The organism is Streptomyces sp. NBC_00659 (assembly GCF_036226925.1).
GTDB lineage: Bacteria > Actinomycetota > Actinomycetes > Streptomycetales > Streptomycetaceae > Streptomyces.
Map to the genome: position 1 here is coordinate 1,010,754 of NZ_CP109031.1, position 12,743 is coordinate 1,023,496.

Consider the following 12,743-nt stretch of genomic DNA (forward strand, 5'->3'; position numbering starts at 1 on the left):
CTCTTCTCCTGATGGAGGGATGCGGTGGCACCGAGGTGCTTTTGTGCTGCTTTCCTACATAACGAACCCATTGTGTGCCCCGGTCCGCCGGTGCCCGCAAGCCGACGCGGTCGGCTCTCCCGAGGGGCGGACGGTGTCGGTGCTGCTTAGCGTGGCAGCGTGAGTCCCCAGACACCGTCCGCCCAGCCGGGCCACAGCAGCGGCGCAGGTCCGGCCGCCCGTCACGGCTGGCTCCAGGCCCTCGTGGCCGTACTGGCCGGTCTGGTCCTGATGACTGTGGTCGCCGCTCTCGGCCTGTGGGCCTCCGGGGCAACCGACCTCCCCGACAACGCCTATCCGCGGGTGGTCGCGGCCACCCTGGTCACGGCGGTCGGCGGGACCATCGAGCTCACCGGCGACGCGGGAGCCATCGCCGAGACGAAGGCGGCCCTCACGGTGATTCCGCTGTCGGTGACCCTGACCGGGGCGCTGGCGCTCGGGGCGGGATTCCTGCGGCCGCTGCGGCACCGCGCCGTCGCCGGGGCGACGGAGCTGGCCGGCTGGGCCGGACGGCTCGCCGTCCTGTGGCTGCTCGTCCTGATCGGGCTGGCGCTCGCGGCCCGCCAGAACTTCACCATCGACCTCGGGGACGGCACCATCGGCGCCATCGGCGACCTGTTCGGCGCAACGCCCGAGGTGGGTTTCAAGGCCGCCATGGCACCGACGCTGGTGTTCGGGGTGCTGTGGCTCGCCGGCGTCTTCGTGATCGCTCTGCTGGTCTCCCGCGGTGCGCCGCTCCCGGCCCGGCTGCTGCGCTTCCAGGAATCGGTGCGGCCTGTCGCGTACGCCATGGTGATCCTGCTGCTCGCCTGCGTGGGCCTCGGCGTGGTCATCGGACTGGTCGTGGCGGCGACCCGCGGGCATCCGGCCGAGACCTTCGCCGTGATGCTCCTCGGTCTTCCCAATGTCGTCTGGCTCGCGTTCACCATCGGGCTGGGCGCCACCTGGAACGGACGGGTGGACGGGCCTTTCGGACTGCCGATGCCGCACATCCTCGACGAGGTGCTGCGCACTCCGGACGTGTCCGCGCTCAACCTCGGCTCCCTCGCCGACTACGACGGCAGGATCTGGTGGCTGGTGGTCGTCGACGCCGTACTGCTGCTCGGGGCGGCGTTCCTGATGGCGGCCCGCTCACCGGCCCGGACGCGGGCCTGGCAGCACGCCGTCCGCATGGCGGTCGCGCTGGCGCTGACGGTGCTCATGATCTGCCTGCTGGGCCGGATCTCGGCGCACTACGGCCTGTCGATCCTCGGCCTCGGTGACATCGGCGGAGGCCTGAAGGGGGAGCTCTTCCTGAAGCCCCAGGTGTGGGGTGCCCTCGGCCTCGCCGTGCTGTGGGGGCTGGTCGCCGGTTTCCTGGGTGCCCTCCTGGCCAAGGGGGTCCGGCGCAAGGGCGAGGTCGGGTCCACCGGCCGCCGATGACCGATACCGACGGCTGACGACGCACGACGCACGGCGCACGGCTGGCGGTGGCGCCTCAGCCCCGGAACACCGGCCGGGCCCAGACCGGCGGCTGCGGCACGGGCCCCGGGCCGCCGGACGCCACCTCGGCCTCCGTGCTCGACCCGGTGCCGCTCCCGGTCACCGGGCCGCGTGCGGCGACCCGCAGCGCGCTGACGAAGGCCAGGCACGAGTCGTACCGGTCGTCCGGACTCTTGGCGAGCGCCTTCGCGAGGACCGCGTCGACCGCCTCCGGGATGTCGGGGCGATGCGTGGTCAGGGCCGGCGGCTGGTCGTACTGGTGGGCCCACAGCAGCGCCATGTCGTCGTCGCGCTGGAAGGGCGGATGGCCTGCCATCGTCTCGTAGACGACACAGCCGAGGCTGTAGACGTCGCAGCGGCCGTCGACCGGCTTGCCTGAGATCTGCTCCGGCGCCACGTAGTCGAGGGTGCCGACGAACTGTCCGACGCTCGTGAACCCGGTCAGCGACAGGGACTTCTTGGTCAGTCCGAAGTCCGTGAGATAGACGTGTTCGGGGTGGTCGCTGTCGGTGCCCTGGGCCACCAGGATGTTGCCGGGTTTCACGTCCCGGTGCACCAGGCCGTGGTCGTGCGCCGCGTCGAGCGCGGAGGCGACCTGGATGCCGATCCGGGCGGCCACGGTGACCGTCAGCGGGCCCTCACGGTCGAGAAGATGGCGCAGGTCGCGTCCGGCCACGTAACGCATGGCGATGTAGAGGACGCCGTCCGTCTCGCCCGCCTCGAACACGGGCACGATGTGTGGGTGGTCGATCGCGGCGGCCACCCGTGACTCGTGGGTGAAGCGGCCGCGGAAGGTGTCGTTCCGGGCGAGTTCCGGGGCGAGCAGTTTGAGAGCGACCGTGCGGTCCAGACGCAGGTCCTTGGCCTGGTAGACGACGGCCATCCCGCCGCGGCCGATCTCCCGCTCGATCCGGTAGCCCGCGATCTGCCGTCCGATCAGGTCGGAGGGCCGCCCCGAGAACGGGCTGGTGTCCCGCCCGGACGTCTCGTCCATCAGCCGTCACCCCGTTCCCGCCCCGCGCCGTGCATCAGTCCTCGCTCCCGTCGTCGCCGTCGTCGCCGTCGTCACCGCCGAAAGTGACCAGGCGGGTGGGCTCGTGTCCGCCGGGAGGCCCGCCCCGTGGCCCGCTGGGGGGCCCGCCGGGGGCGGGCTCCCGCACGATCCGCGTCGGCTCCGCCTGGCGCTCGCGCGCCGTGCTCGGCCCCTGCGACCGATCCCGCTCCTGCCGCCGGTCGGAACCCTGCGACCGGCCGGGTTCCTGCGACGGGTCGCGCTCCGGACCCCGATCCTGCTCCGGACCCCGGTCCTGCTCCGTGCCCCGGTCCCGCGACGGTGCCCGGTCCCGCGACGGTTCCTGTTCCCGCGACGGTTCCTGTTCCCGGGGCCGGTGGGCACTCTCGCGTCGCGCGGTCGAGGGGGTGCGCTCGGCCGCGAAGGTGCTCAGCCGCGTCCCGTCGCAGTACACCCACCGCTCGTGCTCGCCGTCGTACAGCCACAGCGACTCGCCGTCGACGACCACACCGATCCGGCTGCCCAGCGTCCGGGCACGGAAGTTCTCGGCCTCGAGCTGCCCGGACGCCAGTTCCTCGGCCGCCTGCCGGTAGTCGGTGAGCGCCTGCTCGACGCGGGCCAGCAACGGGCGCGGATCGGCCGTGCGGGCGAGCGGACGGGTCGCCGCCGGCGGTAGCTGCGGTACGGCGATCAACAGGCGGCCGTCGACCCAGGCCGACCAGCCGTTCGCGCACACGATCCGCCCCCAGTCGCCGAGCCGGTCGACGAGTTCGACCGGCAGGAGCGCGTCCAGGGGAACGGTCGGGCGGGACGGGTCGGGCGACTCCCAGGCGGGCAGCCCGTCCTGCGGAACGACATGCGTCGGGCGGAAGCCGGGGGTCGTCATCGGCGGCTACTTCCGCATGACCGCGGGCTCGTGCCGTCGCAGCAGCCGGGCGACCAGCCAGCCGAAGACGACGGAGAGCACCACGAGCATGCCCATGTTGATGAGCCACGCGCTGGTCGAGTGCCGGAACATCGGGTCGCCGGTCAGCTCGCCGGGCACGATCCGGGCGAGCCCGATGGTCCCGGCCATCGCGCCCAGGGCCCAGCGGGAGGGCACGAGCCAGGAGAGCTGCTCCAGACCGGGCACACCGTGCAGCTTCAGCAGGGCGCCGCAGAACACCACCTGGACGATGGCCAGCAGCACCAGCAGCGGCATCGTCACCTCCTCCTTGCGCACCACGGCGGAGACGAGGAGGCCGAGCATCATCGCGGTGAAGGCGAGCAGGGCCACCGCCAGCGTGATCTCCAGGAGGGGTGGCATCAGGACGCCTTCACCCCCGGGGGCGTTGAGGTCGACGCCGAACAGGCCGACGAGGGTGAGCACGACGGCCTGGAGCACGGTGATGGTGCCGAGGACGACGACCTTGGACATCAGGTACGCCGATCTGGACAGGCCGACGGCCCGTTCTCGCTGGTAGATCGTCCGTTCCTTGACGAGTTCGCGCACGGCGTTGGCCGCGCCGGTCAGCACGCCGCCGACGCACAGGATGAGCAGCGCGTTCATCGCCGTCTCCTGGGTCAGCTTGCCTCCCGCCAGCGCCCGCGCCATCGCGCCCATCACGAACGGCAGGGCGATCATGATGGCGAGGAAGGTCCGGTCGGCCCCGAGCGCGGCGGCGTAGCGGCGGACCAGGGTGCGGAGCTGGGAGCCCCAGCTCTGGGCCTTCGGCGGCGGTCCGACGAGGGCTCCGGTGGCCGCGTCCGGCATCTTCGGCTGCGAGGTCGACTTGTCGATGTACTGACCATGGAACGGCGAGTCCTGGTACTCCCCCGCCCAGTCACGGTCCGTGTCGCGCTCGAAGGCTTCGAACGCCTCGGGCCACTGCCGGTAGCCGAAGAAGGCCAGAGTGTCGTCGGGCGGCCCGTAATAGGCCACCTTGCCGCCGGGTGCGAGGACCAGGAGCCGGTCGCAGACGTCCAGGCTGAGCACGCTGTGGGTGACCACGATGACGGTTCGGCCGTCGTCGGCGAGGCCGCGCAGCATGTGCATCACCGAGCGGTCCATACCCGGGTCGAGTCCGGAGGTCGGTTCGTCGAGGAAGAGCAGGGACGGCTTGGTGAGCAGTTCCAGGGCGACGCTGACACGCTTTCGCTGTCCGCCGGACAGGCTGTGGATGGGCTGGTCGGCACGTTGCCCCAGGCCCAGTTCGCCGATCACCTCGTCCACCCGCGCCAGGCGCTCCTCCTTGGCCGTGTCCTGCGGGAAGCGCAGTTCGGCGGCGTAGGTCAGCGCCCGGCGGACGGTCAGCTGGGCGTGCAGGATGTCGTCCTGCGGGACGAGGCCGATGCGCTGGCGCAGTTCGGCGTAGTCGCGGTAGAGGTCACGGCCGTCGTAGAGCACCGTGCCGTGGTCGGCGGGCCGCTGTCCGGTGAGCGCGTTCAGGAGCGTGGACTTGCCGGCGCCGCTCGGGCCGACGACGGCGAGCAGACATTTCTCGCCGACGGGAAACGACACCCGGTCCAGGAGCGTCTTGCGGCCCTTGTCCACCTCGACGGTGAGGTCCTGCACGTCGAGGGAGACCTCGCCGCTGTCGACGTACTCCTGCAGCTGGTCGCCGACGAGACAGAACGCGGAGTGCCCGATGCCGACGATGTCACCGGGTGTGATCAGGGCGCGCTCGACGGGCTGTCCGTTGAGGAACGTGCCGTTGTGGCTGCCGAGGTCGACGATCTCGTACGTCCCGTCGGGCCGGGCCTGCAGCTCGGCGTGGTTCCGCGAGACGATCAGGTCGTCGATGACGAGGTCGTTGTCGGCGCCACGGCCGATGCGGACGGTGCGGGACGGCAGCGGCCGTACGGTGGTCGGCTGCCTGAACGTACCGGTGGCGGCCGGCATGGAGACGGCCGAGGGGCGCTCCGCGGCAGGTGGCGGGCGGCGGACGAGGACGGCGCGCGGGCCGTCGGCGGGACTCCCGAAGCGGATCACGCTGCCGGGTCCGACGCCCCATTCGTGGACGCGTCGGCCGTCGGCGTACGTGCCGTTCGTGCTGTTCTCGTCCTCGAGCGTCCAGTGATCGGCCTGGGGCCGCAGCACCGCGTGGTGCCACGAGACCCGGACGTCGTCGATCACGACGTCACACAGCGGATCGCGCCCGACGTGGTAGTCGTGGTCCGGGCTCATCACCGTCGAGCCCGTCTCGGTTTCGAGGACGAGCTCGGGTGCAGTCGCCGTGAGCGGCCTCTCTGCCATGCCTGAATTCTAACGATCCACCCACATAAGTGCCTGATCTGTGTTCGACAGCCGGGGCGCGCGAACGGTCAGGCGGCGGAGGTTCCGAGGACCGTGGCGGTGCGGTGCATGCGCAGCGCGTCCACCGATTCGGCGAGCAGTTCGTACTCGGTGGTGTCGTCGCTGGTGGAGACGCGGACGAGTTTGCCCGCGGCCAACTCATCGGCGACCAGCTCCTGTTGCCCCGAGTCGCCGCACCAGGCGCGCAGCATCGTCGGGACGTCGGGAACACCGTCCCCCACCGGGGCGATCGAGTTGGGCGGAAAGGTGGGATCCTCGGGCTGCGGATCGAGCCGTTCGGCCATCCAGGCCGCACGGTCCCGCATCCACCACAGGGCCAGCGCGAGGGTCGGCGCGCGATAGGTGCCGAGGGGTACGCCGACTCGCTGACCGCCGCACATGCCGTACGCGGTGACATGGCACAGGAATTCGTCGTGCACGATCTTCCCCCATTGGCGTCGCTCGTCGCCGGTCCGGCCTCACTTTCCCTGCGGCTCATGGGCGTTGCTCCGTGCAATTGCACAGGCATGGCTGAATTGCCCTACTGATTGAGTATCGTCACTACTGACACACTGTCACCACGTGAATTCAGCCAGTCTCTTGGCATATTCACCACCACGGTTGGCCGAAACGGCATCGACAGCTTTCGCCGAGTTCCCCGACGCGGTCACACGTCGGGGAACTCGGCGTACACCCGCGGGCGCGCCCCGCGCTCTAAGCCCCTACGCCCTGACCAGCGCGTCGATCCGCGTGAGTTCGTCCTCGGTGAAGTCCAGGTTGGCGACGGCCTCGACGCTGTCCTCCAACTGCCGCGGGCTGCTGGCGCCGACGAGGGCCGAGGTGACCCGGCCGCCGCGCAGCACCCAGGCCAGCGCGAGCTGGGCCAGCGACTGACCACGGGACTTGGCGATCTCGTCGAGGGTCCGCAGCCGGCCCACGAGATCCTCGGTGACCGTGTCCTCGCTCAGGAACGGGCTGTCGCTCGCGGCCCGCGAGTCCTCCGGGATGCCGTCGAGATAGCGGCCGGTGAGCAGGCCCTGCTCCAGCGGCGAGTACGCGATGGAACCCACCTGGAGCTCGTCGAGCGCGTCCAGCAGCCCCTCGTCCTCGGGGCGGCGGTCGAGCATCGAGTAGCGCGGCTGGTGGATGAGCAGCGGGGTGCCCAGCTCGGCCAGGATCCGGGCGGCTTCACGGGTCTGCTCCGCCGAATAGTTCGAGACGCCGACGTACAGCGCCTTGCCCTGCTGGACGGCCGAGTGCAGGGCGCCCATCGTCTCCTCCAGCGGAGTCTCCGGGTCGGGGCGGTGCGAGTAGAAGATGTCGACGTGGTCGAGGCCCATCCGGCCCAGGCTCTGGTCGAGCGAGGACAGCAGGTACTTGCGCGAGCCCCATTCGCCGTACGGGCCCGGCCACATCAGATAGCCGGCCTTGGTCGAGACGATCAGCTCGTCGCGGTGGTGCGCGAAATCCGCCTTCAGGGCGTCACCGAGGGCGGACTCGGCCGCGCCGGGCGGCGGGCCGTAGTTGTTGGCCAGGTCGAAGTGGGTGACACCGAGGTCGAAGGCGCGGCGCAGGATCGCGCGCTGGACGTCCACGGGCCGGTCGGGGCCGAAGTTGTGCCACAGACCGAGCGACAGCGCGGGCAGCTTCAGGCCGCTGCGTCCGGTGCGCCGGTAGGGCATGTCCGCGTAGCGGTCGGGGTGCGGGGTGTACAACGCGTACTCCTGAGAGGCCGGGGAAACAGGCTGCCTCCACTCTCGCGCGCCCCGCGGGCAGCGGTCCAACGGAAGGATCGGATGGCATTGAGCGATCCCGCTTCTCAATCGGTCCGGGCGCCCCTCGGTCGGCGCCTACCCTTGCCTCTCATGGAACTGCGTCATCTTCAGCACTTCGTCGCCGTCGCCGAGGACCGGCACTTCACCCGGGCGGCGGAGCGGCTCATGGTGTCGCAGTCGGGTCTCTCCTCCTCGATCAGAGCGCTGGAGCGGGAGCTTCAAGCGCCCTTGTTCGTCCGTACGACCCGCCGGGTCACCCTCACGGAGGCCGGCCGCGCCCTGTTCGTCGAGGCGGAACGGATCCTCGCCCAGGTGCGGTCGGCGCACGACGCCGTGGCCGCCGTGCAGGGGGTGCTGCGCGGCACTCTGTCCCTCGGCACCGAACAGTGCATCGCCGGCGTGCACTGCGCCCGGCTGCTCGCCGCGTTCCGGCGGCGCCATCCGGACGTGGAGATCCGGCTGCGCCAGGCGGGTTCCGAGGCACTGGCGGAGGAGGTCGCGGCGGGCCGTCTCGACCTGGCCTTCGCCGTGCGCACCCGTGCCGATGCCGAGCAGCTGCGGTCGGTCCCGCTGGCCAGTGAGCCGATGACGGTCCTCTGCCACGCCGAGCACCCGCTCGCGACCGCCGCCGTGGTCACGCCCGAGGAACTCGGCGGGGAGGCCTTCGTCGACTTCCACCCCGACTGGGGTCCGCGGCGCACCACCGACGCGGCCTTCGCGGCGGCGGGTGTACGGCGGACGGTGGCGCTGGAGGTCAACGACGTCCACAGCCTGCTGGAGCTCGTCCACGAAGGCCTCGGCGTCGCCGTCGTACCACGCCATTTCGGTCACAAGCCGGAGGCCCGCGATCTCACCGCGCTGCCTTTCAAGGGCGTCTCGGAGGGCTCGTACGAGACGGTCGCGATGCTGCCTCCGGCGGAGGCCACGAGCCCGGCCGCGCGGGCTCTGATGGCCCTGCTGGACGTCCCTCAGGAAGGTGCCTGAACCGTCCGGGACGCGCGGCGACGGCGGGGAGGCGGCGTGCCCGGCACCGTTTCGGGCCACTCGGGCGGTTCCGGACGCAGGGACGGGTCCGATGGGCGATGGTGGTTCCATGCTTGCGAAGGACATCCTCATCGACGGATTCGGCCGCATCCGGGAAGAAGTCCATGCCGCTGTCGACGGGCTCGCGCCGGACGCCCTCAACGCCCGCCCCGACGAGACCGCGAACTCGATCTCCTGGCTGGTCTGGCACCTCACCCGGATCCAGGACGATCACGTCGCCGACGCGGCCGGTACGGAACAGGTGTGGCTCACCGAGGACTGGGCGAAGCGCTTCGCGCTCGACCTGCCGCGCGGCGACACCGGGTACGGCCACACGTCCGGGAAGGTCGCCCGGGTGCGGGTGGAGTCGGGCGACCTGCTGCTCGGCTACTACGACGCCGTCCACGAACGGACCCTCGACTACATCGGCGGGCTGGCCGCCCACGACTTCGAGCGCGTCGTGGACGAACGCTGGGACCCGCCGGTCACCCTGGGCGTGCGCCTGGTCAGCGTCCTGTCCGACGATCTCCAGCACGTCGGACAGGCCGCCTACGTACGCGGACTGGTTCAGCAGTCGTAACCGGGACACACGACGTCTTCGGACCGGTTCAGCAGTCGCGGCCAGGAAGCACGACGTCCTCGGACCGGTTCAGCAGTCGTAACCCGGAAGCACGACGTCCTCGATGAGGGCCTTGCGCTCGTCGAACGGGATGAACGCGCTCTTGACCGCGTTCACGGTGACGGTGCGCAGATCCTCGATGCCCCAGCCCGCCTCCTCCACGAGCAGCGACATCTCCCGGGTCATCGTCGTCCCCGAGACCAGACGGTTGTCGGTGTTGAGGGTGACACGGAAGCCCAGGTCGCGCAGGGCGGTGATCGGGTGCTCGGCGATGGACTTCGCCGCGCCGGTCTGGAGGTTGGAGGTCGGGCACATCTCCAGGGCGATGCGGCGGTCGCGCACCCAGCCGGCGAGGCGGCCGAGCTTGCCGTCCACGATGTCCTCGGTGATGCGGACGCCGTGGCCGATGCGCTGGGCGCCGCAGACCTGGAGCGCCTGGTGGATGCTGGGCAGACCGTGCGCCTCACCGGCGTGGATGGTGAACGGGACGCTCTCGCGCCGCAGGTGCTCGAAGGCGGCCAGGTGGTCGGCGGGCGGGAAGCCGTCCTCGGCGCCCGCGATGTCGAAGCCGACGACTCCGGCGTCCCGGAACGCCACCGCGAGGTCGGCGATCTCGCGGGTCCGGTCGAACATCCGCATGCCGCACAGCAGGGTGCCGACACGCACCGGGGTTCCCGCGGCGGCCGCCTTGGCCATACCGGCGGCGAAGCCCTCCTGCACGGCCTCGACGACCTCGGGCAGGGTCAGCCCGCCGTTGACCATGAGCTCGGGCGCGTACCGCACCTCGCCGTAGACGACACCGTCCTCGGCGAGGTCGAGGACGTACTCCTCGGCCGTGCGGAGCAGGCCCTCGCGGGACTGCATCACGGCGAGGGTGTGCTCGAACGTGGCTATGTAGCGGACCAGGTCGCCGGAGTTGGCGGCCTCGTAGTACCAGTCGGCCAGTTCCCGCGGGTCCGTGGTGGGCAGGGTGTGGCCGACGGTCTCCGCGAGCTCGACCAGGGTGGCCGGACGGAGGCCGCCGTCGAGGTGGTCGTGCAGGACCGCCTTGGGCAGGCGGCGGATCGTGTCGATGTCGATGCGGGGCGCGGTCATGTGCGGTGTTCCTCGGGAGGTCGTTCGGATCGGGAGGGTGTGGAAGGGTACGGGGGCGTGCGAGGGCGTACGGGAGGGTGCGGGAGAGCGGGCCGGGCCCGTCAGCCCGCGGGCTGGAGCAGGTCCCAGCGGTTGCCGTACAGGTCCTGGAAGACGGCGACCGAGCCGTACGGCTCGTGGCGCGGCTCCTCCAGGAAGGTCACGCCCGCGGCGCTCATCCTGGCGTGGTCGCGGGCGAAGTCGTCGGTGTACAGGAAGAAGCCGACACGTCCGCCGGTCTGGTCGCCGATCCGGCCGCGCTGCGTCTCGTCCTTGGCCCGGGCGAGCAGCAGCCCGGTTCCACCGCCGTCCGCACCCGGCTCGACCACGACCCAGCGGGAGCCGTCGGGCCTCGGGGTGTCCTCGACGAGGCGGAAACCGAGGGCTTCGGTGTAGTGACGGACGGCCTCGTCGTAGTCGTCGACGACGAGGGTGACCAGGGCGATGCGTCTCATCGGACCTCTCCAGGGTTATACGTAACACGCAGGGTACGGCATTCCCTGCCGGTCACCGGGGTGACCCCGTCGCCGGTCACACGGGAAGGGCAGACGGGCGGACGGACGACGCCTTTCCCCGCTGGGCGACGCGACCACGATCCCCACCGGGCGACACGGCGCCGCTTCTCTGCCGGGCGCTACTGCGCCGCTCCCCGCCCGGCTGCACGGCGCCGCTTCTCCGACAGGTGACACGGCACCGCTTCTCTGCCGGGTGACGGGACGCCGACACCCGCCGGGTCACGGGACGCCGACTTCCTCGGGCGATGGGACGCTGATCTTCGTGGAGCAACCCGGTGACGACCCCGGGTACGCATCGTCTACAGTTATGTAGACGATACCGCGACGCAACTGGGCGCGGGCGAGCAGTCCTGCCCCCGTGCGCGCGTCCCGTGGAAAGGGGCCACCGTCATGTCCGCCGCCCCGGGCGCCTCACTCGCGCACGAGGCCGACGCCACCCAGGCCCGGCCATGAAGCGACAGGGCACCAGCGACATCGCCGCATCGACCGCGCTGGGGAGCCTGGTGGCGTTCGTGCTGCTGGCTCTGGTCGTGACCGGTCACGACGGTGCCCCCCTGTCCGGCGACTCCGGGCTGACCTCCTGGTCGCTCACACACCGCCCGGACGTGGCGCTCGCCATGGCACGCGGCGTGACCTACACCGGCACCGGAGTCGTCCCGTACGCGCTGGTCGTCCTGGCCGGCCTGCTTCTCGGCCGGACGGCACGGGGGCGGGTCCGCGCCGTGGCCGCCTGTGTATGCGCTCTGGCCGTCGCGCAGGCCCTGCGGTTCGCCGTGATGTCACTGATCGCCCGTCCCCGGCCCCCCGTGGCGAACTGGGCGACCCATGCCTCGGGGTGGTCGTTCCCGTCCGGTCACACCACCACCTCCGCCGTCGCGGGCGGGCTGCTCATCCTCGCGGTGCTCGCCCGCGCCCCGCAGTCCAGGAGAGCCCTCGTCCTGCTCATCGGCTGCTGGGCCGTGCTCGTCGGCCTGTCACGCGTCTACCTGGGCGTTCACTGGTTCTCCGACGTCGTGGGCGGCTGGCTGTTCGCCACCTGCTGGCTGAGCCTGCTCGTGTACGTCCTCGCACGGTTCTTCCCTCAGATCCACTCCGCGACAACGGCGCCCCCGCCCCCTCTCCGCGAAGACCCCACGGCGAACCACGGGCTGTAGGCTGCGGCCGTCGCTGAGATCACCTGAGGAACGCCATGGAGCATTCGCTGTCGACCCGTAACCGTCTGGGCAACAGCGGCCTCGCGGTAGTCCCTGCGGTTGCCGCCACCGCGTACGCGGTACAAGCCGACGACTCGATGCCACGGCTCGTGGCGATTCTGGCCGTGCTCGGGTTCGCCGCTCTGGCAGTCCGTGGATATCGGCTCGGCGTGACGTACGACCACTCGCGGATCACGATTCGCGGCTACTCGCGCACACGGGTCATCGACCGAGACCACATCAAGGAAGTCACGGACTTTCCGGCCGTGAGGTGGACAGCTCGCAACGGGCGCGAGCGATGGACACCTCTGACCGCTTTCATGACGAGCACGGGTGAATTCTCGACGACCCGGATCCACAAGGAACGCGCCCTCAAGAAGCTGAGGCAGTGGGTACGACGAGGAGGCGGCGAACGAGGGCGTGCGAAGACCGCCGTTCCTCGATGACGTCGACAGTGGCCGACGGCGAAGACGTCGATCCGGACGTCTGCGTACCGTGGTTCGAAGATGTCGTGTCCAAGCTCAACGCACTCTCCCCCGATGATCGGCTCAGACTTGCGCAGGTCATCCGCGAGGTGGCCGACCGGGAGCCGGACGGCCGGAGACAGGCGGCACTCCTCGAAACGCCGGACCATCTCGGCCTCGAGGATTCGGATGATGAATAAATGAAGTGGGGGG

Annotated in this window: 13 protein-coding genes; 6 read left to right on the top strand and 7 right to left on the bottom strand. The window is 70.9% G+C overall.

What is annotated here, in order from left to right:
* Positions 1–159 precede the first annotated feature (159 nt).
* Positions 160–1,461 carry a streptophobe family protein gene (locus tag OG410_RS04240; RefSeq protein WP_329297864.1) on the top strand — a complete coding sequence of 434 codons (1,302 nt, stop codon included), beginning with the start codon at positions 160–162 and terminating at the stop codon, positions 1,459–1,461.
* Positions 1,462–1,516: 55 nt separating this feature from the next.
* Here the strand turns inward: OG410_RS04240 and OG410_RS04245 are convergent, their stop codons facing one another.
* From OG410_RS04245 to mgrA, 5 genes are all read right to left on the bottom strand, one after another.
* Complete coding sequence (locus tag OG410_RS04245; protein ID WP_329297865.1) at positions 1,517–2,515, bottom strand: serine/threonine-protein kinase; 999 nt, start codon at positions 2,513–2,515, stop codon at positions 1,517–1,519.
* A 34-nt stretch (positions 2,516–2,549) separates the two neighbouring features.
* Positions 2,550–3,419 (bottom strand): hypothetical protein, encoded by an 870-nt coding sequence (locus OG410_RS42530; protein ID WP_443063710.1) that lies wholly within the window; start codon positions 3,417–3,419, stop codon positions 2,550–2,552.
* A 6-nt stretch (positions 3,420–3,425) separates the two neighbouring features.
* The gene (locus tag OG410_RS04255) at positions 3,426–5,768 is read right to left on the bottom strand and encodes an ABC transporter ATP-binding protein/permease (protein ID WP_329297866.1); all 2,343 of its coding nucleotides are present in this window, start codon (positions 5,766–5,768) and stop codon (positions 3,426–3,428) included.
* A 68-nt stretch (positions 5,769–5,836) separates the two neighbouring features.
* Positions 5,837–6,247, bottom strand: a complete 411-nt coding sequence (locus OG410_RS04260; protein WP_329297867.1) for a hypothetical protein — start codon at positions 6,245–6,247, stop codon at positions 5,837–5,839.
* A 282-nt stretch (positions 6,248–6,529) separates the two neighbouring features.
* Positions 6,530–7,522 carry an L-glyceraldehyde 3-phosphate reductase gene (mgrA, locus tag OG410_RS04265; protein ID WP_329297868.1) on the bottom strand — a complete coding sequence of 331 codons (993 nt, stop codon included), beginning with the start codon at positions 7,520–7,522 and terminating at the stop codon, positions 6,530–6,532.
* Between the two features lie 150 nt (positions 7,523–7,672).
* On the opposite strand from mgrA, the gene OG410_RS04270 reads away from it, so the two are divergent.
* Positions 7,673–8,566, top strand: a complete 894-nt coding sequence (locus OG410_RS04270) for a LysR family transcriptional regulator (protein WP_329297869.1) — start codon at positions 7,673–7,675, stop codon at positions 8,564–8,566.
* A gap of 109 nt (positions 8,567–8,675) precedes the next feature.
* The gene (locus OG410_RS04275) at positions 8,676–9,185 is read left to right on the top strand and encodes a mycothiol transferase (RefSeq protein WP_329297870.1); all 510 of its coding nucleotides are present in this window, start codon (positions 8,676–8,678) and stop codon (positions 9,183–9,185) included.
* Positions 9,186–9,254: 69 nt separating this feature from the next.
* Here the strand turns inward: OG410_RS04275 and OG410_RS04280 are convergent, their stop codons facing one another.
* The gene (locus OG410_RS04280) at positions 9,255–10,319 is read right to left on the bottom strand and encodes an adenosine deaminase (RefSeq protein ID WP_329297871.1); all 1,065 of its coding nucleotides are present in this window, start codon (positions 10,317–10,319) and stop codon (positions 9,255–9,257) included.
* 101 nt (positions 10,320–10,420) lie between these two features.
* Positions 10,421–10,813 (bottom strand): VOC family protein, encoded by a 393-nt coding sequence (locus OG410_RS04285; RefSeq protein WP_329297872.1) that lies wholly within the window; start codon positions 10,811–10,813, stop codon positions 10,421–10,423.
* Between the two features lie 509 nt (positions 10,814–11,322).
* Between OG410_RS04285 and OG410_RS04290 the strand changes: the two genes are divergently transcribed.
* The 3 genes from OG410_RS04290 to OG410_RS04300 are packed head-to-tail and all read left to right on the top strand — an operon-like array spanning position 11,323 to position 12,730.
* Positions 11,323–12,027, top strand: a complete 705-nt coding sequence (locus OG410_RS04290; protein ID WP_329297873.1) for a phosphatase PAP2 family protein — start codon at positions 11,323–11,325, stop codon at positions 12,025–12,027.
* A gap of 35 nt (positions 12,028–12,062) precedes the next feature.
* The gene (locus tag OG410_RS04295) at positions 12,063–12,512 is read left to right on the top strand and encodes a hypothetical protein (RefSeq protein WP_329297874.1); all 450 of its coding nucleotides are present in this window, start codon (positions 12,063–12,065) and stop codon (positions 12,510–12,512) included.
* Positions 12,509–12,730, top strand: a complete 222-nt coding sequence (locus tag OG410_RS04300; protein ID WP_329297875.1) for a hypothetical protein — start codon at positions 12,509–12,511, stop codon at positions 12,728–12,730. Before OG410_RS04295 ends, OG410_RS04300 begins: the two co-directional genes overlap by 4 nt.
* The last annotated feature ends 13 nt before the right edge of the window (positions 12,731–12,743 follow it).

Bases quoted from the DNA above. Each gene is read 5' to 3' on its own strand.
- OG410_RS04270 (WP_329297869.1), top strand. From the start codon at position 7,673: ATGGAACTGCGTCATCTTCAGCACTTCGTCGCCGTCGCCGAGGACCGG.
- OG410_RS42530 (WP_443063710.1), bottom strand. From the start codon at position 3,419: ATGACGACCCCCGGCTTCCGCCCGACGCATGTCGTTCCGCAGGACGGG.
- OG410_RS04275 (WP_329297870.1), top strand. From the start codon at position 8,676: ATGCTTGCGAAGGACATCCTCATCGACGGATTCGGCCGCATCCGGGAA.
- OG410_RS04285 (WP_329297872.1), bottom strand. From the start codon at position 10,813: ATGAGACGCATCGCCCTGGTCACCCTCGTCGTCGACGACTACGACGAG.
- OG410_RS04295 (WP_329297874.1), top strand. From the start codon at position 12,063: ATGGAGCATTCGCTGTCGACCCGTAACCGTCTGGGCAACAGCGGCCTC.
- OG410_RS04280 (WP_329297871.1), bottom strand. From the start codon at position 10,319: ATGACCGCGCCCCGCATCGACATCGACACGATCCGCCGCCTGCCCAAG.
- OG410_RS04290 (WP_329297873.1), top strand. From the start codon at position 11,323: ATGAAGCGACAGGGCACCAGCGACATCGCCGCATCGACCGCGCTGGGG.
- OG410_RS04300 (WP_329297875.1), top strand. From the start codon at position 12,509: ATGACGTCGACAGTGGCCGACGGCGAAGACGTCGATCCGGACGTCTGC.
- OG410_RS04255 (WP_329297866.1), bottom strand. From the start codon at position 5,768: ATGGCAGAGAGGCCGCTCACGGCGACTGCACCCGAGCTCGTCCTCGAA.
- OG410_RS04245 (WP_329297865.1), bottom strand. From the start codon at position 2,515: ATGGACGAGACGTCCGGGCGGGACACCAGCCCGTTCTCGGGGCGGCCC.